Below are 21,042 nucleotides of genomic sequence, written 5' to 3'. Positions count from 1 at the left end.
GCGGGAGTGGCGAAATTGGTAGACGCACCAGATTTAGGTTCTGGCGCCGCAAGGTGTGCGAGTTCAAGTCTCGCCTCCCGCACCATTCACCAGTTAGCGTTGTACGGATGGGGTATCGCCAAGCGGTAAGGCACCGGTTTTTGATACCGGCATTCCCTGGTTCGAATCCAGGTACCCCAGCCATATTTCTTCGATATTTGCGGTTCACCGCGACGGTATTGGGGTATCGCCAAGCGGTAAGGCACCGGTTTTTGATACCGGCATTCCCTGGTTCGAATCCAGGTACCCCAGCCATCGAAGAAGCAGTAAGACAATTAGGCTACGTAGCTCAGCTGGTTAGAGCACATCACTCATAATGATGGGGTCACAGGTTCGAATCCCGTCGTAGCCACCATATTCTGGACGTATCGATACGCATCGATAAATCCGCAAACAATTTGTTGGGGTATCGCCAAGCGGTAAGGCACCGGATTCTGATTCCGGCATTCCGAGGTTCGAATCCTCGTACCCCAGCCAAATTTAAAAGTCGTTCAGCAGTGAACGCACTGTTGCCCTCAACCGGCGTAGTTACGGTCAAGCGCAACAGACAATTGGGGTATCGCCAAGCGGTAAGGCACCGGATTCTGATTCCGGCATTCCGAGGTTCGAATCCTCGTACCCCAGCCACTTCAATGCAAAAAAGCTCACTTCGGTGGGCTTTTTTGCTATTGGCGTCCTGACATGCTTACTCCGTCCTGACTGCCGGGCAGGCGCTCTCCGCTACTCCCCTGCCCGGGAAGCCGGTTTTACAAGCCTAAGGCATACTTCAGCGCCTGACGCTTCAGCCCCCCGGCGCGTTCAGCCGCCATCAGGCCAATATTACGCAGCATCCGCACCGGCGCCAGGTCATTGCTGAATCCGGCATAAAAGAGGTCCATCCCCGACTGCATGATAAAATTATCCGCTCGCCGCCGCGCCTGGTAGCGCTTCAGCACCGGCAGGCTGGCCCAGTCTTCGCCGCGGCCGCGCGCTTCCGCCAGGATCTCCAGCAGAGCATCGACATCACGATAGCCAAGGTTAACCCCCTGCCCCGCCAGAGGATGAATGGTGTGCGCCGCATCGCCCACCAGCGCCAGGCCGGGCTGAACATACTGCAGCGCATGACGCCGGGTGAGCGGGAAGGCGCCGGCCGCCTGCGGCGTCACCCGTCCCAGCCGCGCCGGAAAGTGACTGGCGATCTCCTGCTGGAGCTGCGCCATGGTCATGCTTTGCAGCTGACGGATCCGCGCCGGGGCGTCGTACCAGACCAGCGAGGCCCAGTGGTCGAACAGCGGCAGGAAGGCGCGTGGGCCGCTGGGAGTAAACTGCTGCCAGGTGCTGTCGCCGGGATCGTCGGCGCATTCGACGCTGATCAGCATACAGGACTGCTGATATTGCCAGGCGTGCACGCCGATGCCGGCCATCTCCCGCACCTGGGAGTTAGCGCCGTCGGCGCCGATTACCAGCCGGGCGTGGATCGTCTCCCCCTCGCGCAAATGCAACGCCGTCTGCGTCTCGCCGCGCTGCATCGTTTTCAGTTCGCTACCGACGCGCAGGGTAACCGCCTCATGCGCCGCCAGCGCTTGCCACAGGCCCCATTGCAGAACCTTGTTCTCGACCATATAGCCCAGCTCCGGCAGCTTGAGCTCCGCGGCGTCGAAGGCGACGTGCGCGCTCTCCCACTCCCAGGTCTCCAGACGGCGATAAGCATGGACGCGCATCGCCCGTATGGCATCCCAGACGCCGAGACTCTTCAGCAGGCCGACCGAAGCCGCGCTGATCGCCGAGATCCGCACATCCGGGGCGGATGCCGGATCGAACGCCGGTGGCGCCGCTTTCTCAAGCACCGTCACGGTAAATCCCTGTTGCGCCAGCCCTAACGCCAGGGCGCCGCCGACCATGCCGCCGCCCACGATGGCGACATCTGTTACGTGAATTGTCATGGCTATTATCCTTAAAGCAGAATCCGTTAAGTTTACCGGATTTTTCGCCCTCTTGCGGCGATAACGCTCGCACTGGTCAGGGGGCGACCAAAGCATTACAATACGCGCCCTGGAATGCGAAATTCACCCTGTATATATCCCCGCGTTTTGGATATCTATTACTGAGCATGAGCAAGTCAATGACAAAAAAACTCCATATTAAAACCTGGGGCTGTCAGATGAACGAGTATGATTCATCAAAGATGGCCGATCTGCTGGATGCGACACATGGGTATCAACTGACCGAAGTGGCGGAAGAAGCAGATGTGCTGTTGCTCAATACCTGCTCAATTCGTGAGAAGGCCCAGGAAAAAGTTTTCCATCAGCTTGGCCGCTGGAAGCTGCTGAAAGAGAAGAACCCGGACCTGATTATTGGCGTCGGCGGCTGCGTGGCTTCCCAGGAAGGCGACCATATTCGCCAGCGCGCGCACTATGTCGATATTATTTTCGGGCCGCAAACCCTGCACCGCCTGCCGGAGATGATTAACTCCGTGCGCGGCAACCGCAGTCCGGTAGTTGATATCAGCTTCCCGGAAATTGAAAAATTCGATCGCCTGCCAGAGCCGCGCGCCGAAGGGCCGACCGCCTTTGTCTCGATAATGGAAGGTTGCAATAAATACTGCACCTACTGCGTGGTGCCGTATACCCGCGGAGAAGAAGTTAGCCGTCCGTGCGACGATATCCTGTTTGAAATCGCCCAGCTGGCGGCGCAGGGCGTGCGTGAGGTCAATCTGCTGGGGCAGAACGTTAACGCCTGGCGCGGTGAGAATTACGACGGCACCACCGGCAGCTTTGCCGACCTGCTGCGCCTGGTCGCCGCCATCGACGGCATCGACCGCATTCGCTTCACCACCAGCCACCCGATCGAATTTACCGACGATATCATCGACGTTTATCGCGATACGCCGGAGCTGGTGAGCTTCCTGCACCTGCCGGTGCAGAGTGGCTCCGACCGTGTGCTGAACCTGATGGGACGCACCCATACCGCGCTGGAGTATAAAGCGATTATTCGCAAGCTGCGTGAAGCGCGCCCGGATATTCAGATAAGCTCCGACTTTATCGTCGGCTTCCCGGGCGAAACCACGGAAGATTTCGAAAAGACCATGAAGCTCATCGCCGACGTCAATTTCGATATGAGCTACAGCTTTATCTTCTCCGCTCGCCCGGGCACCCCGGCGGCCGATATGGTCGACGACGTGCCGGAGGCGGACAAAAAACAGCGTCTGTATATCCTGCAGGAACGCATTAACCAGCAGGCGATGGCCTGGAGCCGTCGCATGCTCGGCACGGTACAGCGCATCCTGGTGGAAGGCACCTCGCGTAAGAACATCATGGAGCTCTCCGGACGTACGGAGAATAACCGGGTGGTCAACTTCGAAGGTACCCCGGACCTCGTCGGTAAGTTTGTCGATGTCGAAATCGTCGATGTATATACCAACTCGCTGCGCGGTAAAATCGTGCGCACCGAAGCGGAGATGGGTCTGCGTATCGCTGAATCACCCGAATCAGTGATTGCCCGCACCCGTAAAGAGAACGATCTTGGCGTGGGAATTTACCAGCCATGATCCCTTCAGGCCTGTCGGTTCCGGCAGGCCTTGTAATTCCTCTCTCCGTCCCTATATCTACAGCAATGCTTGCGCCATTTTCCTGTGACGTAAATAATTTCCTGATTAGCCGGCCACGCGCCGCGTCCGGCCACCTGCGTAAAGAGGAATAGTTTGAACATAGACACTCGTGAGATTACCCTGGAGCCAGCGGATAACGCACGCCTGTTAGCCCTGTGCGGCCCGTTTGACGACAACATTAAACAGCTGGAGCGTCGGTTAGGCATTGAGATCAACCGCCGTGACAATCACTTTAAGCTGACCGGTCGCGCCCTGTGCGTGCACGCTGCCGCCGATATTCTGCGCAGCCTGTATGTCGACACAGCGCCAATGCGCGGTCAGATTCAGGATATTGAACCAGAGCAGATCCACCTGGCGATCAAGGAAGCGCGCGTACTGGAGCAGAGCGCCGAAAGCGTGCCTGAGTACGGTAAAGCCGTCAATATCAAGACCAAGCGCGGGGTAATCAAACCGCGTACGCCGAACCAGGCGCAGTACATCGCCAATATCCTCGATCACGACATCACTTTCGGCGTGGGTCCGGCGGGTACGGGTAAAACCTATCTGGCGGTGGCGGCGGCGGTCGATGCGCTGGAGCGCCAGGAGATCCGCCGTATTCTGCTGACCCGTCCGGCCGTCGAGGCAGGCGAAAAGCTCGGCTTCCTGCCCGGCGATCTGAGCCAGAAGGTCGACCCGTATCTGCGCCCGCTGTATGACGCGCTGTTTGAGATGCTCGGCTTTGAGAAAGTGGAGAAGCTGATTGAGCGTAACGTCATCGAAGTGGCCCCGCTGGCCTATATGCGCGGACGGACGCTGAATGACGCCTTTATCATTCTTGATGAAAGCCAGAACACCACCATCGAACAGATGAAGATGTTCCTGACCCGCATCGGCTTTAACTCCAAGGCGGTGATCACCGGCGACATCACGCAGATTGACCTGCCACGCAGCACCAAATCCGGTCTGCGCCATGCCATCGAAGTGCTGGCGGAAGTCGATGAGATCAGCTTTAACTTCTTCCATAGCGAAGACGTGGTGCGCCATCCGGTGGTCGCCCGCATCGTGAACGCCTATGAGGCATGGGAAGCCGCAGACCAGAAACGTAAAGCAGAGCTGGCCGCCGAGCGCAAACGCGAAGCCCAGGAACAGGAGCAAAAATGAGTCAGGTGATCCTCGATTTACAGCTGGCCTGCGAAGAGACCAGCGGCCTGCCGGACGAAGCCCTTTTCCAACGCTGGGTCGACGCCGTCATTCCGCCGTTTCAGGAGGAGTCAGAGTTAACGATTCGTCTGGTCGACGTTGCAGAAAGCCATGAGCTGAACCTGACCTATCGCGGCAAGGATAAGCCGACCAACGTCCTCTCCTTCCCGTTTGAAGCGCCGCCGGGAATTGAAATGCCGCTGCTCGGCGATCTGATCATCTGCCGTCAGGTGGTAGAGCAGGAAGCCAGCGAGCAAGGTAAGCCGCTGGAGGCGCACTGGGCGCATATGGTGGTGCACGGTAGCCTGCATCTGCTGGGCTACGATCATATCGAAGACGACGAAGCGGAAGAGATGGAAGGCCTTGAAACAGAGATAATGCTTGCTCTGGGCTATGAGGACCCGTACATTTCCGAGAAGATTGCGGAATAGCGCCCAGCCGGATGGCGGTGCTTGCGCCTCATCCGGCCGCTGTTTCTGCGTTTTACCTGCCAGAAAGTCAGGCAACCCATGCCGTCCGGCGCTGAGTCTACGCGCGACGAGCGACNGTTAAATCAACATGAGAACCCAAACGACGCCATGAGCGACGACAATTCACACAGTAGTGACACAGTAAACAGCAAAAAGGGATTTTTCTCCCTGTTACTCAGCCAGCTTTTTCACGGGGAACCGAAAAACCGCGATGAACTGCTGGCGCTGATCCGTGATTCCGGGCAGAACGATCTTATCGATGAAGATACGCGTGACATGCTCGAAGGGGTAATGGATATCGCCGACCAGCGGGTCCGCGACATTATGATCCCCCGTTCACAAATGATAACCCTGAAGCGCAACCAGACGCTGGACGAGTGCCTGGATGTCATCATCGAATCCGCCCACTCGCGTTTCCCGGTCATCAGTGAAGATAAAGATCACATCGAAGGGATTCTGATGGCCAAGGATCTGCTGCCGTTTATGCGCAGCGACGCCGAAGCCTTCAGCATGGAAAAAGTGTTACGGCCGGCGGTTGTCGTCCCGGAAAGCAAGCGGGTCGACCGCATGCTGAAAGAGTTTCGCTCACAGCGCTATCATATGGCGATCGTTATTGACGAATTCGGCGGCGTCTCTGGCCTGGTGACCATCGAGGATATCCTTGAGCTCATCGTCGGGGAAATTGAAGACGAGTACGACGAAGAAGAAGATATCGATTTCCGCCAGCTGAGCCGCCACACCTGGACGGTGCGCGCCCTGGCCTCCATCGAAGACTTCAACGACGCCTTCGACACGCACTTTAGCGATGAAGAAGTGGATACCATTGGCGGGCTGGTGATGCAGGCCTTCGGCCATCTGCCGGCCCGCGGCGAATCTATCGACATTGATGGTTACCAATTCAAGGTAGCAATGGCAGATAGTCGTCGTATCATTCAGGTGCATGTAAAGCTGCCCGATGACGCTCCCCAGCCGAAGCTGGAAGAGTAAGCGGTAGCGCTGAAATGGCCAGCCGGGAGACCGCGAGTCATACACGGTTGTAGGTGCCCCGCGTCCGGCTGGCAAAAAGAATAGCCTGTAGCAGCAGGCGTTAATTAACGGGACGATTAACCTAAATGGTATTTGCCTCTCTTCTTGAACGCCAGCGCATACGTCTGTTGCTGGCGCTGTTGTTTGGAGCCAGCGGAACGCTGGCTTTTTCACCTTATGACTTCTGGCCAGCGGCTATCGTTTCGCTGATCGGTCTGCAGGCGTTAACCCTCAACCGACGCCCGCTGCAAAGCGCCGGGATCGGCTATTTCTGGGGACTCGGGCTGTTCGGCACGGGTATCAACTGGGTCTATGTCAGCATCGCTCAGTTTGGCGGAATGCCCGGCCCGGTTAACGTCTTCCTCGTCGTTCTGCTGGCGGCCTATCTCTCGCTCTACACCGGCCTGTTTGCCGGCCTGCTCGCCCGTCTGTGGCCTAAAACTAACTGGATACGGATGGCTATCGCTGCCCCTGTCGTCTGGCAAATCACCGAGTTCCTGCGCGGCTGGGTGCTGACCGGCTTTCCGTGGCTACAGTTCGGCTACAGCCAGATTGACGGCCCGCTGAAAGGCCTCGCGCCGGTGATGGGCGTCGAGGCGATTAACTTCCTGCTGATGGTAGTCAGCGGCCTGCTGGCCCTGGCTCTCGTCCAGCGCAACTGGAAGCCGCTGGCGATTGCCGCGCTGCTGTTCGCCCTGCCGTTCCCGCTGCGCTATATCCAGTGGTATCAGCTGCTGCCGGCGCGCGCGACCCAGGTCTCGCTGGTGCAAGGCGATATCCCACAGGCCATGAAATGGGACGAAAAGCAGCTGGTCAATACCCTGAAAACCTACCTGGCGCTGACCCAGCCGCATATCGGCCACTCGCAGCTGATTATCTGGCCTGAATCGGCGATCCCGGATCTGGAGATCAACCAGCAGCAGTTCCTCAGCATGATGGACGATCTGCTGCGCGCAAAAGACAGCTCGCTGATCACCGGCATTGTCGATGCGCGTCTCAACAAGCAGAACCGTTACGATACCTACAACACCATCATTACTCTCGGCAAAGATAACCCGTACCGCTACGACTCGACCAACCGCTACAACAAGAACCATCTGGTGCCGTTCGGCGAGTTTGTACCGCTGGAGTCGATTCTGCGTCCGCTGGCGCCGTTCTTTGACCTGCCGATGTCCTCCTTCAGCCGCGGCCCCTACGTGCAGCCGCAGCTGATGGCGCATAACCTGAAGCTGACCGCGGCCATCTGCTACGAGATAATCCTCGGGGAACAGGTGCGGGATAACTTCCGGCCGGACACCGACTTCCTGCTGACCATCTCCAACGACGCCTGGTTCGGCAAGTCCATCGGCCCGTGGCAACACTTCCAGATGGCGCGAATGCGCGCCCTGGAGCTGGCCCGCCCGCTGCTGCGCAGCACCAACAACGGCATTACTGCGGTGATCGGCCCGCGCGGCGAGATCCAGAAGATGATCCCGCAGTTTACCCGCGAGGTGTTGACCACCACCGTGACCCCCACCAGCGGCTTAACCCCTTACGCCCGCACCGGCAACTGGCCGCTATGGGCGCTGACGGCGCTGTTTGGTTTCGCCGCGCTGCTGATGAGCCTGCGCCAGCGTCGCCGATAAGTTTCTCCGCCGGCGACGCCCGTCGCCGGCTTTTTCTTCCCATCATCTGCCACTCTGGCACAGTCATTGCTTTATTTAACCTGGTAGCGGCATCGTCCGACCCAGTGCAACCGGGTTGCACCAGAAACGATCGGTGGTCGCGCTATTTTGGTGCAATGGAAGATATTTGCCTCCGATTGGTGCGGAGCGCTTCGCAAAAATAAACAATAAAGCAGCAAAATCTTTACATTAAGCCAAACTAAATGCTAACAAACACATACAAATGCGGCACGTGGATGCGTGCCCCCAATAACAACACACACAATCACAATGGGTATCAATAGCGTCGCTGACGCTGCGGATAAGGAGTTGGATATGCAATTACGTAAACTGGCCACGGCAATGCTGGTAATGGGAATGACCGCTGGTCTGGCGCAGGCGGAAGATGCTGCCCCGGCGGCTGGCCAGAACACCCTGGATAAGATCGCCAAAAACGGGGTTATCGTTGTCGGCCATCGTGAATCTTCGGTCCCGTTCTCTTACTACGATAACCAGCAGAAGGTTGTGGGCTACTCTCAGGATTATTCCAACGCCATCGTCGATGCCATCAAGAAAAAACTGAACAAACCCGATCTGCAGGTCAAACTGATCCCGGTCACCTCGCAGAACCGTATCCCGTTGCTGCAGAATGGCACCTTTGATTTCGAGTGCGGCTCAACCACCAACAACCTTGAGCGCCAGAAACAGGCGGCCTTCTCCGATACCATCTTCGTGGTCGGTACCCGTCTGCTGGTGAAGAAAGGCGGTCCGATCAAAGATTTCCCGGACCTGAAGGATAAAGCGGTCGTCGTCACCTCCGGAACCACCTCAGAGATCCTGCTGCATAAGCTGAACGATGAGAAAAAAATGAATATGCGCATTATCAGCGCCAAAGATCATGGCGACTCTTTCCGCACCCTGGAGAGCGGACGCGCCGTGGCCTTTATGATGGATGATGCCCTGCTGGCTGGCGAACGCGCCAAGGCGAAGAAACCGGATAATTGGGAAATCGTCGGCACCCCGCAGTCGAAGGAAGCCTATGGCTGCATGCTGCGGAAGGACGATCCGACGTTCAAGGCGCTGGTTGATGAAACCGTCGCCCAGGCTCAGACCTCTGGCGAAGCGGAGAAGTGGTTTGACAAATGGTTCAAAAACCCGATTCCGCCAAAAAATCTTAACCTCAACTTCGAGCTGTCGGACGACATGAAAGCGCTGTTCAAATCACCTAACGACAAAGCACTGAACTAATTATAACAACCAGGGGCGGGATATCCTGCCCTCCCGATGATTGTCACAGCACGGACAGACTATACGGCGGCTGGTCGTTCCCCAGCCGCCGCGAATACCGAAACAAGCTGGACAACCGTCTTCGAGGGTAGCACTGGCTACCCTTTTTTTTCCAGGAGTCATGTATGTCAATAGACTGGAACTGGGGGATATTCCTGCAACAGGCCCCCTTCGGCAACACTACCTACCTGGGCTGGCTGTGGAGCGGTTTTCAAATCACCGTCGCCCTCTCCATCTCGGCCTGGATCATCGCTTTTCTCGTCGGCTCACTGTTCGGCATTTTACGCACGGTACCCAATCGCTTCCTCTCGGGCATTGGCACCTGCTATGTCGAACTGTTTCGCAACGTGCCGCTGATCGTGCAGTTCTTTACCTGGTACCTGGTGGTGCCGGAGTTCCTGCCGGAAAATATCGGCATGTGGTTTAAATCGGAGCTGGACCCAAACATTCAATTCTTTGTCTCCTCCATGCTGTGCCTGGGGCTGTTTACCGCCGCTCGCGTCTGCGAGCAGGTACGCGCCGCCATCCAGTCGCTGCCGCGCGGGCAGAAGAACGCCGGCCTGGCGATGGGCCTGACCCTGCCGCAAACCTACCGCTACGTGCTGCTGCCGAACGCCTACCGCGTTATCGTGCCGCCGATGACCTCGGAGATGATGAACCTGGTGAAAAACTCGGCCATCGCCTCCACCATCGGTCTGGCCGATATGGCCGCGCAGGCGGGCAAACTGCTGGACTACTCCGCTCATGCCTGGGAGTCTTTTACCGCCATCACCCTGGCCTATGTTTTCATCAACGCGGTGATTATGCTGATTATGTATGTGGTCGAGCGTAAGGTTCGCCTGCCTGGCAATATGGGAGGCAAATAATGTACGATTTTGACTGGAGTTCGATCGTTCCCTCCATGCCCTATCTGCTGGCAGGGCTGGTGATCACCCTTAAGATTACGGTGATCGCCATCGTGGTCGGCATCGTCTGGGGCACCCTGCTGGCGGTTATGCGCCTGTCCAGCTTTATGCCGCTGGCCTGGTTTGCTAAATCCTACGTCAACGTATTCCGCTCAATCCCACTGGTGATGGTCCTGCTGTGGTTCTACCTGATTGTCCCGGGCTTCCTGCAGAACGTGCTGGGACTGTCGCCGAAAACGGATATTCGCCTGATCTCGGCGATGGTGGCGTTTTCGATGTTCGAAGCCGCCTACTATTCAGAGATTATCCGCGCCGGCATTCAGAGCATCTCCCGCGGCCAGTCCAGCGCCGCGCTGGCGTTGGGGATGACCCACTGGCAGTCAATGCGGCTGGTGATCCTGCCGCAGGCCTTCCGCGCCATGGTGCCGCTGCTGCTAACCCAGGGGATCGTCCTGTTCCAGGATACCTCGCTGGTGTATGTATTGAGTCTCGCCGACTTCTTCCGTACCGCCTCCACCATTGGCGAGCGTGACGGAACCCAGGTCGAAATGATCCTGTTCGCGGGCGGCGTCTATTTTGTGATTAGCCTCAGCGCCTCGCTGTTGGTCAGCTGGTTGAAGAAAAGGACTGTGTAATGATTACCCTGAAAAACGTTTCAAAATGGTATGGTCACTTTCAGGTGCTGACCGATTGCTCCACGGAAGTGAAAAAAGGCGAAGTCGTGGTGGTCTGCGGGCCGTCAGGCTCCGGTAAATCCACGCTGATTAAGACTGTGAACGGCCTTGAGCCGGTACAGCAGGGGCAGATTATTGTCGATGGCACCGTGGTTAACGATAAAAAGACCAACCTGGCTAAACTGCGCTCGCACGTCGGCATGGTGTTTCAGCATTTTGAACTGTTCCCGCATCTGTCGATTATCGACAACCTGACGCTGGCGCAGGTCAAAGTGCTTAACCGCGATAAAGCCTCAGCGCGCAAGAAAGGCCTCAAGTTGCTGGAGCGCGTTGGCCTGGCGGCGCATGCGGAAAAATACCCGGCGCAACTCTCCGGCGGCCAGCAGCAGCGCGTGGCCATTGCCCGTGCCCTGTGTATGGACCCAATCGCCATGCTGTTTGATGAGCCCACCTCAGCGCTTGACCCGGAGATGATTAACGAGGTGCTGGACGTTATGGTCGAACTGGCCAACGAGGGGATGACCATGATGGTCGTGACCCATGAGATGGGCTTTGCCCGCAAGGTGGCGAGCCGGGTGATCTTTATGGATGAAGGGAAGATTGTCGAGGATGCCGATAAAGAGGCCTTCTTTGCCAATCCGCAATCCGAGCGTGCCAAAGATTTCCTCGCCAAAATACTTCATTGATGGTTTTTCTCTGCGCATACCGCCCGGTATGCGCAGTTAATCTTTTCCGCCATATTATTCGCCAATGTTATTTATGCGGCAGATTATCGCTACTATCATTTACGTACCCAATAAACCTCGGCGATAAAAGCTGAGCTTATTTATTAAATCGATCAATTCATAAAGAATTCAATAATGAATTCGTGGACCGGCATTGCCGCCGCCGCTAGCATATAACGCCTCGTAACAGGTTCGTCGCACGATTATTTTATTAATTGAATATAATATTCTTGCCTGACCTCGCCTGCGCCGAAATAAAGGCCATCAATATTCTCTGCCGCTCGCAGAATAATGGATGCGCCACCAAACCAATGAAACAAATGGATATTGCTTCATGTTAATTCGATCTCGCACGCTCACCGGGCTGCTGTTTATCACGCTGGCGGGCACCTCAGCCGCCGGGGCCGCGCCATTGGCCTCTTCTACTCACCAGACGGAGCAGGATAAAGCCCGCCAGGAGGCGCTGGCGCCGCAGCAACAGGATTTTCAGTCTTCACAACAGCGCGTGGCGCCGCAGGGTATCCCTTTTCCTGAGGAAACGCATTGCAAATTGATCAACCGGGTCGATATCGACTCCGATAACCAGGCGCTCACCCGGAAATTACTGGCGAAAACCGCGCGGCAGGCGCAGGGACGCTGCCTGGGCAGCGAAGGCATTCGCCTGCTGGCCTATACCTTGCAAAATGAGCTGATCGCGCAAGGCTACATCACCTCGCTGATTGATGTGCCCTCCCAGTCGCTGGAGCACGGCATACTCAGGTTCACGCTGCACTATGGCAAAGTGGGCGCTATCGACTATGCCGACGGCTCGGACACCACCCGCCTGTGGAATTCCCTACCCACCTCTTCCGGTACTATCCTGCGCTTAAGCGACCTTGAGCAAGGGATGGCCAACCTGCAGCGTCTGCCCGGCGCCACCGCGCACATGAAACTGCTGCCGGGCCAACACGAGGGAGAAAGCGATATCCAGATCGCCCGCAGCCTGGCGAAAAAATGGCAGCTTGGCGCCTGGCTTGACGACGCCGGCAGCAAAGCCAGCGGACGCTACCAGGCCGGCGGGGCCCTCTATCTCTATGACCTGACCACCCTCAACGATATCCTGTACCTTTCCGGCGGGGGCGATATTGAATTCAATCAGCATAACGACGGCAACCACAACGGCAGCCTGTATTACTCCATTCCCTTTGGCTACTGGACACTAAGCGCCTACGGGGCATACAGCCAGTATCGTCAGCAGTTTAACGGCAACTGGTCGACGATGGATTATAAGAGTAAAAATCGCTACTACAGCGCCACGCTGAGTCGTCTGCTCTCCCACACCCGGCAGCAAAAAACCACCGCTGACCTGCGGATCGCCAAGAGCACCTCGCATTATTACTTCGGCGGCAGTGAGCTACTGGTGATGCGCAAGCAGAACCCCTCATGGGAATTCACCCTCAACCACCAGCACTACTTTAACAAAAAGATTGTTGATGCCAGCATCGGCATCCAGCGCAGCCTGCCGTGGCTCAGCTCGACAGCAACGCCGGAAGAGCAGGCCGGGCTGTATAGCCCGCTGTCGCGGATTGTGCATGGTAATCTGCAGGCAATGATGAAATTTGACGCCACCGGCGACAAATTTACCTGGGCTCCCCGCCTCAGCGCCCAGTTCAGCCCGGACAAACTCGCTTCCGATAATAAATTCAATATTGGTAGTCGCTGGAGCGTGCGCGGTTTTGACGGTGAAAACAGCCTGTCCGGCAATCAGGGATGGTACTGGCGCAACGATTTTATCTGGGATCTGGCCACCCACGAGCGGCAATTCTATTTGGGCGCGGATATAGGCCGCCTTATCGGCGCCGATCTATATCAAAAAGGCAAAGTGCTCTCCGGCGCCGTCAGCGGGCTGCGCGGTCAGCTATGGTCAACGCAGTACGATCTGTTTATTAGTACCCCGCTGAGTAAACCGGATAAGTTTCATAGCGACGCCCTGAATATGGGCTTTTCATTACAGTGGAGGTATTAATTCGCACATTATTGACTCGTCATATTTACATTATTTATTAATCATTATTTAAAGGAATAAAGAAAATGTTTAAGTTTAAGGCTTCTTATGTCGCACTGGCGGCAGTATTAACCTCGTCGGTAGTTTATGCCGACCCCACAAGCTATACGCACTCTTCCGGCGCCACGGTTATCGATATTGAAAAGCCGAACGCCGCCGGTGTCTCCCATAACCTGTACCGCGACTTCAACGTCGGCACCAATGGCACCATCCTTAATAACAGCGGCGATGATGTCAGCCACAGCACATTTGGCAATATCGCCCGCAACAATAATCTGACCGCCGGCAGCGCTTCGGTGATTTTGAACGAGGTGACCTCCAAAAACGCCAGTAGCCTGAAGGGCTTTATCGAAGTCAACGGTCAGAAAGCGGATGTGGTAATCGCCAACCCGAACGGCATCACCTGTTCCGGCTGTAGCTTTGTTAATACCAACAAGGCTATCCTGACCACCGGCAAGGTTAATATGACCGACGATGGCGCCATCGGCAGCTATACCGTAACGGGCGGCACCCTCACCATCGGCGAAAATGGCATGAACGCCGCCAACGGCTACGCGGTTCTGCTCGCCGACGCGATTAAGATTAACGGTAAAGTGCAGGCCAACAACGCCCTGGTCAGCGCGGGCAACTTCACCATGGATAACAGCTCTGGCTCGGTGACCTCCGCCGGTAAAAAGGCCACCCTGATCCAGATGACGGTTAACCCGCAGTACAGCATCGACGTCAGCAGCCTTGGCGGCATTGAGGCCAACAGCATCAGCATGGTCGGCAATAACATCGGCTTTGGCGTACGTAATAAGGGTTCTATTATCTCCAACGGCACGCTGATGCTCACCAGCAACGGTAATTTACTGAACAAAGGGTCAATAACGGGCAAAGGTTTGCTGAGCCAGGTTTCCACCGTCACGGGCATCACCAATGACGGTAGCATCGCCGGCGCCTATTATTTAATGCTCTCCAGTGGCGATTATATCGTTAACACCGGTTCTCTCTCCGGCGGCCAGCTGATTGCCACCGCTAACGGCAACATCACCAACGGCGACTCAGGCACGATGACCGGCACCAGTGGATTAAGCCTGACCAGCGGCGGGAAAATCCGCAACGAAGAAAAAGCCTCCCTGCTGTCAAATAACCAGATTGCCGCCACGGCAATCGGTGATTTCCTCAATGAAGGCAAAATCAGCGCCAAACACACCAGCCTGACGTTTGTCGGCGACAGCTTTAAAAACACCGGCAATATTAACTCTACTGGCCAAACCACCATTCAGTCGCTTACACAGGACGGCAGCGCCAATACGGGCGAGATCTATAACCTCGGCAATATCACCGGCGAAAATATCAATCTGCAGACCAATGGAACGCTGGCGCAAAGCAGCAGTGGTCGTATTGAGGCAACCAACGCCATTACCGCCCACAGCTACTGGCTGAACCAAAATGGTTATATGAATGCCGCCGATATCACCACCGATCACGGCGTAGTGAATAATTATGGCAATATTACTGCCAAAAATATTTCAATCACGACCTACTCAGATATCACCAACGAAGGGCAGATCAGCAGCACCGGCGACCTGACCTTAAATACCAAAAATAAAGGCGCGATCTACAATTATTCAACCCTCAGCGCGGGCGGCAACATGACGTTAACCGCCACCAAAGTGGTCAATGGTGGTAAAAGTTGCGGCATACTGGGCCTGGCGAAATGCGGCGTCGGGACGTTAACTGCTGACAAGCTGGTACTGAACTCATCGCAGAAATATGTTAGCGACATGGGTGGAAAACAGTATTTCAAGAGCACCGAAGTCAACACGGTGAAATAAGACAAACCACGATGCGCGAAGCCTCGCGCATCGTTTTTCGCACGCTTAGGGCTCGAAGGGCCGACGCTGGAACTGATCGTGGCCACATTTTGGACAGCGCGGCAGCACGTCCGGGGTGTATACCGCCAGGTGATAGTGGCACTTCTCGCAGACCAGGTTGCCCAGACCGACCACTTCGCCGCTGTGGTACACGCCGTGGTGATTCAGATCCTGAAAGACTTCCCGCCACTCGAGCTGGGTTTTGTCGGTGATATCAGCCAGCTCCTGCCACAGGCTCTCTTTGATCACCCGCATAAACACGCTGTCGCTCTCGTCTTCGTGACTCTCTTCGTAGCTGCGGGCAAACTCCTCTAGGTCGCGCTTGACCGCCGCAATCACCGACTCGATCTCGCTCTGCGTCAGATCGCCGGCGCGGACGATTTTTTCCCGCGCCTGCGTCACCAGCGCGTCGATATCGCGCTCTCCATGGCGGAGCCGTTCGCTGAGCGAGGAGACCAGTTCACGGTAATATTGAGCAACCTTGTTCATCATTTCGCCTCCGGTGGGGTTAACGTCTTCTGATAATAGACCTTATTCCTCTCCCGCTGTGTCTGACAAGCCACAGAGTCGCGAAATAATCTGCGCAGCTTTTGCCGATGTTGATGTGCGAAAAGCTGTTTTGACGTGGGCGTTTGGGCTATGCTATGCCGATCTGAAATAACACATCCATTGGCTACACTTTGTAGCTGTATTGAAAACAGGACCACTGGCTGCCATGCAAGAGCAATACCGCCCGGAAGAGATAGAATCGAAAGTCCAGCTTCACTGGGACGAAAATCGTACATTTGAAGTAACTGAAGACGAGAGCAAAGAGAAGTATTACTGCCTGTCGATGCTTCCTTATCCTTCTGGTCGACTACACATGGGTCACGTGCGTAACTACACCATCGGCGACGTGATTGCCCGCTACCAGCGCATGCTGGGCAAAAACGTCCTGCAGCCGATCGGCTGGGATGCGTTCGGTCTGCCGGCAGAAGGGGCGGCGGTGAAAAACAACACCGCGCCAGCGCCGTGGACCTACGACAACATCGCCTACATGAAAAACCAGCTAAAAATGCTGGGCTTCGGCTATGACTGGAGCCGCGAGCTGGCGACCTGCACCCCGGAATACTACCGCTGGGAGCAGAAGTTCTTCACCGAGCTGTACAAAAAAGGCCTGGTGTACAAAAAAACCTCCGCAGTGAACTGGTGCCCGAATGACCAGACCGTGCTGGCCAACGAACAGGTTATCGACGGCTGCTGCTGGCGCTGCGATACCAAGGTCGAGCGTAAAGAGATCCCGCAGTGGTTTATTAAAATCACCGCCTACGCCGATGAACTGCTGAACGATCTGGATAAGCTGGACCACTGGCCGGACACCGTGAAGACCATGCAGCGCAACTGGATCGGCCGTTCGGAAGGGGTAGAAATCTCCTTTGACGTCAACGACTACGCTGACAAACTGACTGTCTACACCACCCGTCCGGACACCTTTATGGGTTGTACCTACCTGGCCGTCGCGGCGGGTCACCCGCTGGCGCAGCAGGCTGCGGCGAACAATCCGGCGCTGGCCACCTTTATCGACGAGTGCCGCAATACCAAAGTGGCCGAAGCCGACATGGCGACGATGGAGAAAAAAGGCGTCGATACCGGCTTTAAAGCCATTCATCCGCTGACCGGTGAAGAAATTCCGGTCTGGGCGGCAAACTTTGTGCTGATGGAATACGGCACCGGCGCGGTAATGGCCGTTCCGGGTCACGACCAGCGCGACTACGAGTTCGCCAGCAAGTACGGTCTGAACATTAAGCCGGTTATCCTCGCTGCCGACGGCTCCGAGCCGGATCTCTCCGAGCAGGCGCTGACCGAGAAAGGCGTCCTGTTTAACTCCGGCGAGTTCAGCGGTCTTGATTATGAAGCGGGCTTCAACGCCATTGCCGACAAACTGGCTGCCATGGGCGTGGGCGAGCGTAAAGTTAACTACCGTCTGCGCGACTGGGGCGTATCCCGTCAGCGCTACTGGGGCGCGCCGATCCCGATGGTGACTCTGGAAGATGGCACCGTGCTGCCGACCCCGGAAGATCAGCTGCCGGTGATCCTGCCGGAAGACGTGGTCATGGACGGCATCACCAGCCCGATCAAAGCCGATCCTGAATGGGCCAAGACCACCGTCAACGGCCAGCCGGCGCTGCGCGAAACCGACACCTTTGATACCTTTATGGAATCCTCCTGGTACTATGCGCGCTACACCTGCCCGCAGTATCAGGAAGGAATGCTGGATTCGAAAGCGGCCAACTACTGGCTGCCGGTAGATATCTACATCGGCGGTATCGAACACGCCATCATGCACCTGCTCTACTTCCGCTTCTTCCATAAGCTGATGCGCGACGCGGGCATGGTGAACTCCGATGAGCCGGCGAAACAGCTGCTGTGCCAGGGCATGGTGCTGGCTGACGCGTTCTACTATGTGGGCGAAAACGGCGAACGTAACTGGGTTTCCCCGGTTGACGCCATCGTTGAGCGCGACGAAAAAGGCCGCATCGTGAAGGCCAAAGACGCGGCGGGCCACGAGCTGGTGTACACCGGCATGAGTAAGATGTCCAAGTCGAAAAACAACGGCATCGACCCGCAGGTGATGGTTGAGCGCTACGGCGCGGATACCGTGCGTCTGTTCATGATGTTTGCGTCCCCGGCGGATATGACCCTCGAGTGGCAGGAATCTGGCGTTGAAGGGGCGAACCGCTTCCTGAAACGCGTCTGGAAACTGGTCTACGAGCACACCACTAAAGGAGAGGTTGCGGCACTGAACGTGGCGGCTCTGAGCGAAGATCAGAAAGCGCTGCGTCGCGATATCCACAAAACCATCGCCAAAGTGACCGATGACATCGGCCGTCGTCAGACCTTCAACACCGCCATCGCGGCAATCATGGAGCTGATGAACAAGCTGGCGAAAGCGCCGCAGGAAGATGAGCAGGATCGTGCGCTGATGCAGGAAGCTCTGCTGGCGGTGGTGCGTATGCTCAACCCGTTCACTCCGCACGCCAGCTTCACCCTGTGGCGTGAGCTGAACGGCGAAGGCGATATCGACAACGCGCCGTGGCCGGTAGCGGATGAGAGCGCGATGGTGGAAGACAGCACCCTCGTCGTCGTCCAGGTCAATGGCAAAGTTCGTGGTAAAATTACCGTTGCGGTAGATGCAACTGAAGAGCAGGTTCGCGAGCGCGCCGGCCAGGAACATCTGGTGGCGAAATATCTCGACGGTAAAACCGTGCGTAAAGTGATTTACGTTCCGGGTAAACTGCTCAATCTGGTCGTTGGCTAAGCGCGGGAGGAAGCGTGCGATATCTGGTAACAATGTTGTTATCTCTGGCGGTGCTCGTCACCGCCGGCTGTGGCTGGCATTTGCGTAGCACTACCAAGGTGCCCGCCACCATGAAAACCATGATTTTCCAGTCGAGCGATCCGAACGGCCCGTTAAGCCGCGCGGTACGTAATCAGCTGCGTCTTAACGGCGTGGAACTGATCGACGCCAGCACGCTGCGTAAAGATGTCCCTTCTCTGCGCCTCGATGGCTCGTCGATTCAGAAAGATACCGCATCGGTGTTCCAGGATGGTCGTACGGCGGAGTATCAGATGGTCATGACCGTTCATGCCAGCGTCCTGATCCCGGGTCACGATATCTATCCGATTACCACCAAGGTCTATCGGTCGTTCTTTGATAACCCGCAGGCGGCATTAGCGAAAGACGCCGAGCAGGATATGATTATCCAGGAAATGTACGACAAAGCGGCGGAACAGCTGATTCGTAAGCTGCCAAGCGTTCAGGTAGCGGATGTTGAAGCAACCCAGCAGGAAGAGAAACCGGTCGCCAGCAGCGCGGCGCCGGCTTCCTCGGGTAACCGCGTCTCCACCACGCTGGGTCAATGATGATTCGGTTGTACCCGGAACAGCTCCGCGCGCAGCTCACTGAAGGGCTGCGCGCGGCCTATCTGCTGCTTGGCAACGATCCCCTGCTGTTGCAGGAAAGCCAGGACGCCATTCGCGAAGCTGCTGCCGCGCAGGGCTTTACCGAGCACCATACTTTTTCAATCGACAACAGCACCGACTGGCAGGCGATTTTCGCCTTAAGCCAGGCGATGAGCCTGTTTGCCAGCCGGCAAACCCTGCTGTTGATCCTACCGGAAAACGGCCCCAACGCGGCGATCAATGAACAGCTCGCCACGCTGGTTGGCCTGCTGCACGACGACCTGCTGCTGATAGTTCGCGGAAATAAGCTGACCAAAGCCCAGGAGAATGCCGCATGGCTCACCGCCCTGGCTCAGCGCGCAGTCCAGGTCAGTTGCCAGACGCCGGAATACGCGCAGCTGCCGCGCTGGCTGGCCGCCCGGGCCAAACAGCATCAGCTGCAGCTCGATGACGCGGCCAGTCAGCTGCTGTGCTACTGTTACGAAGGCAATCTGCTGGCGCTGGCGCAGGCGCTGGAGCGTCTGGCGCTGCTCTGGCCGGACGGTAAGCTAACCCTGCCCCGCGTTGAGCAAGCGGTAAACGATGCCGCGCACTTTACGCCTTACCATTGGGTCGATGCCCTACTGGCAGGCAAAAGTAAGCGCGTGCTGCACGTCCTGCAGCAGTTACGCCTTGAAGGCTGCGAGCCGGCGATCCTGCTGCGTACTCTGCAGCGGGAGCTGCTGCTGCTGGTTACCCTCAAGCGCCAGGCGACGCACACGCCGCTGCGCTCGCTGTTTGATAAACACCGGGTCTGGCAAAACCGCCGTCAGCTGCTCAGCGACGCCCTCACGCGCCTGAGCGGGGAACAGCTGCGCCAGGCGGTGACCCTTCTGACCCGCGCGGAGCTCACCTTTAAACAGGATTACGGGCACGACGTCTGGCCCGAACTGGAAAGTCTTTCGTTGTTGCTCTGCCACAAAGCCCTGGCGGACGTTTTTATTGATGGTTGATATGACTCAGTTACAGGCAATCTATGGCGGCACCTTCGATCCGGTGCATTACGGTCACCTCAAGCCGGTTGAGATCCTGGCGAATCAGATTGGCCTGAGCAAGGTCATCATCATGCCTAACAACGTTCCGCCGCACCGGCCGCAGCCGGAAGCCACCAGCGCCCAGCGCGTGCACATGCTGAAGCTGGCGATTGCCGATAAACCGCTGTTCACGCTCGATGAACGCGAACTACGGCGCGATACCCCCTCCTGGACGGCGCAAACGCTGCAGGAGTGGCGCCAGGAGCAAGGGCCGCGCAAACCGCTGGCGTTTATCATTGGCCAGGATTCGCTACTGACCTTTCCCACCTGGCACAACTATGAAACCATTATCGACAATGTCCACCTGATTGTTTGCCGCCGCCCGGGTTACCCGCTGACCATGGCGCAGGAAGCGGATCAGCGCTGGCTGGATCGCCATTTAACCCACGACGTGGAGTCTCTGCATAACCGCCCTTCCGGCGTGATCTACCTGGCTGAGACGCCGTGGTTCGATATTTCCGCGACGATCATCCGCCAGCGCCTTGAGCGCGGCGAGTCCTGCGACGAGATGCTGCCTGCCGCCGTGCTGGATTACATCCGCGAGCAGGGACTCTATTGCTGACCCCAGGCTGGGCCTGGCGCGAAAAAAG

At 56.8% G+C, this 21,042-nt stretch carries 17 protein-coding genes and 6 tRNA genes; 21 read left to right on the top strand and 2 right to left on the bottom strand.

The features are described 5' to 3' along the window. From VZP09_RS03550 to VZP09_RS03525, 6 genes are all read left to right on the top strand, one after another. Nucleotides 1–85: transfer RNA gene (locus VZP09_RS03550), tRNA-Leu, on the top strand. 23 nt (nucleotides 86–108) lie between these two features. Continuing rightward, nucleotides 109–183: transfer RNA gene (locus tag VZP09_RS03545), tRNA-Gln, on the top strand. 36 nt (nucleotides 184–219) lie between these two features. After that, nucleotides 220–294 (top strand) — tRNA-Gln (locus tag VZP09_RS03540). A 23-nt stretch (nucleotides 295–317) separates the two neighbouring features. Next, nucleotides 318–394 (top strand) — tRNA-Met (locus tag VZP09_RS03535). Between the two features lie 47 nt (nucleotides 395–441). Then, nucleotides 442–516 (top strand) — tRNA-Gln (locus tag VZP09_RS03530). 75 nt (nucleotides 517–591) lie between these two features. Then, nucleotides 592–666 (top strand) — tRNA-Gln (locus tag VZP09_RS03525). Nucleotides 667–785: 119 nt separating this feature from the next. Here the strand turns inward: VZP09_RS03525 and ubiF are convergent. Further along, on the bottom strand, nucleotides 786–1,961 hold the full coding sequence (ubiF, locus tag VZP09_RS03520) for a 3-demethoxyubiquinol 3-hydroxylase (protein ID WP_009308186.1): 1,176 nt from the start codon (nucleotides 1,959–1,961) through the stop codon (nucleotides 786–788). A gap of 179 nt (nucleotides 1,962–2,140) precedes the next feature. On the opposite strand from ubiF, the gene miaB reads away from it, so the two are divergent. From miaB to VZP09_RS03465, 11 genes are all read left to right on the top strand, one after another. Then, nucleotides 2,141–3,565, top strand: coding sequence for a tRNA (N6-isopentenyl adenosine(37)-C2)-methylthiotransferase MiaB (miaB, locus tag VZP09_RS03515; protein ID WP_002894730.1), 1,425 nt, complete (start codon nucleotides 2,141–2,143; stop codon nucleotides 3,563–3,565). Nucleotides 3,566–3,718: 153 nt separating this feature from the next. Continuing rightward, the gene (locus VZP09_RS03510) at nucleotides 3,719–4,765 is read left to right on the top strand and encodes a PhoH family protein (protein WP_004176871.1); all 1,047 of its coding nucleotides are present in this window, start codon (nucleotides 3,719–3,721) and stop codon (nucleotides 4,763–4,765) included. Beyond that, a complete protein-coding gene (gene ybeY, locus VZP09_RS03505) occupies nucleotides 4,762–5,235 on the top strand; it encodes an rRNA maturation RNase YbeY (protein ID WP_002894722.1) in 474 nt (157 codons plus the stop codon). The genes VZP09_RS03510 and ybeY overlap by 4 nt, the downstream gene beginning before the upstream one ends. Before the next feature lie 147 nt (nucleotides 5,236–5,382). Beyond that, nucleotides 5,383–6,261, top strand: coding sequence for a CNNM family magnesium/cobalt transport protein CorC (gene corC / locus VZP09_RS03500; protein ID WP_004197606.1), 879 nt, complete (start codon nucleotides 5,383–5,385; stop codon nucleotides 6,259–6,261). A 125-nt stretch (nucleotides 6,262–6,386) separates the two neighbouring features. Further along, the gene (lnt, locus tag VZP09_RS03495; RefSeq protein WP_004147589.1) at nucleotides 6,387–7,925 is read left to right on the top strand and encodes an apolipoprotein N-acyltransferase; all 1,539 of its coding nucleotides are present in this window, start codon (nucleotides 6,387–6,389) and stop codon (nucleotides 7,923–7,925) included. A gap of 354 nt (nucleotides 7,926–8,279) precedes the next feature. After that, nucleotides 8,280–9,191 (top strand): amino acid ABC transporter substrate-binding protein, encoded by a 912-nt coding sequence (locus VZP09_RS03490; protein ID WP_002894712.1) that lies wholly within the window; start codon nucleotides 8,280–8,282, stop codon nucleotides 9,189–9,191. A gap of 164 nt (nucleotides 9,192–9,355) precedes the next feature. Continuing rightward, nucleotides 9,356–10,096 carry an amino acid ABC transporter permease gene (locus VZP09_RS03485; RefSeq protein ID WP_002894709.1) on the top strand — a complete coding sequence of 247 codons (741 nt, stop codon included), beginning with the start codon at nucleotides 9,356–9,358 and terminating at the stop codon, nucleotides 10,094–10,096. Next, nucleotides 10,096–10,770 (top strand): glutamate/aspartate ABC transporter permease GltK, encoded by a 675-nt coding sequence (gene gltK, locus VZP09_RS03480; RefSeq protein ID WP_004212642.1) that lies wholly within the window; start codon nucleotides 10,096–10,098, stop codon nucleotides 10,768–10,770. The genes VZP09_RS03485 and gltK overlap by 1 nt, the downstream gene beginning before the upstream one ends. Then, nucleotides 10,770–11,495 (top strand): amino acid ABC transporter ATP-binding protein, encoded by a 726-nt coding sequence (locus VZP09_RS03475; protein WP_021441422.1) that lies wholly within the window; start codon nucleotides 10,770–10,772, stop codon nucleotides 11,493–11,495. The genes gltK and VZP09_RS03475 overlap by 1 nt, the downstream gene beginning before the upstream one ends. A 373-nt stretch (nucleotides 11,496–11,868) precedes the next feature. Next, nucleotides 11,869–13,539: a ShlB/FhaC/HecB family hemolysin secretion/activation protein gene (locus VZP09_RS03470; protein WP_004176875.1), complete on the top strand. Its 1,671-nt coding sequence runs from the start codon at nucleotides 11,869–11,871 to the stop codon at nucleotides 13,537–13,539. A 65-nt stretch (nucleotides 13,540–13,604) separates the two neighbouring features. Next, nucleotides 13,605–15,398, top strand: coding sequence for a filamentous hemagglutinin N-terminal domain-containing protein (locus VZP09_RS03465; protein ID WP_002894701.1), 1,794 nt, complete (start codon nucleotides 13,605–13,607; stop codon nucleotides 15,396–15,398). Between the two features lie 45 nt (nucleotides 15,399–15,443). Here the strand turns inward: VZP09_RS03465 and VZP09_RS03460 are convergent, their stop codons facing one another. Beyond that, complete coding sequence (locus tag VZP09_RS03460) at nucleotides 15,444–15,926, bottom strand: zinc ribbon-containing protein (protein ID WP_002894699.1); 483 nt, start codon at nucleotides 15,924–15,926, stop codon at nucleotides 15,444–15,446. 226 nt (nucleotides 15,927–16,152) lie between these two features. On the opposite strand from VZP09_RS03460, the gene leuS reads away from it, so the two are divergent. The 4 genes from leuS to nadD are packed head-to-tail and all read left to right on the top strand — an operon-like array spanning nucleotide 16,153 to nucleotide 21,014. Then, nucleotides 16,153–18,735, top strand: coding sequence for a leucine--tRNA ligase (gene leuS, locus VZP09_RS03455; protein WP_004147581.1), 2,583 nt, complete (start codon nucleotides 16,153–16,155; stop codon nucleotides 18,733–18,735). Between the two features lie 14 nt (nucleotides 18,736–18,749). Then, nucleotides 18,750–19,340 (top strand): LPS assembly lipoprotein LptE, encoded by a 591-nt coding sequence (gene lptE, locus VZP09_RS03450; RefSeq protein ID WP_002894693.1) that lies wholly within the window; start codon nucleotides 18,750–18,752, stop codon nucleotides 19,338–19,340. Beyond that, the gene (holA, locus tag VZP09_RS03445) at nucleotides 19,340–20,371 is read left to right on the top strand and encodes a DNA polymerase III subunit delta (protein ID WP_002894692.1); all 1,032 of its coding nucleotides are present in this window, start codon (nucleotides 19,340–19,342) and stop codon (nucleotides 20,369–20,371) included. The genes lptE and holA overlap by 1 nt, the downstream gene beginning before the upstream one ends. After that, entirely contained in the window at nucleotides 20,364–21,014 is a 651-nt protein-coding gene (nadD, locus tag VZP09_RS03440) for a nicotinate-nucleotide adenylyltransferase (protein ID WP_032414674.1), read from the top strand. Before holA ends, nadD begins: the two co-directional genes overlap by 8 nt. Nucleotides 21,015–21,042: the final 28 nt, after the last annotated feature.

This window comes from Klebsiella sp. EMBS2024 (genome assembly GCF_036233805.1).
In the GTDB taxonomy this organism is placed as follows: domain Bacteria; phylum Pseudomonadota; class Gammaproteobacteria; order Enterobacterales; family Enterobacteriaceae; genus Klebsiella; species Klebsiella pneumoniae.
This window is presented reverse-complemented; position numbering and strand designations above follow the sequence as displayed.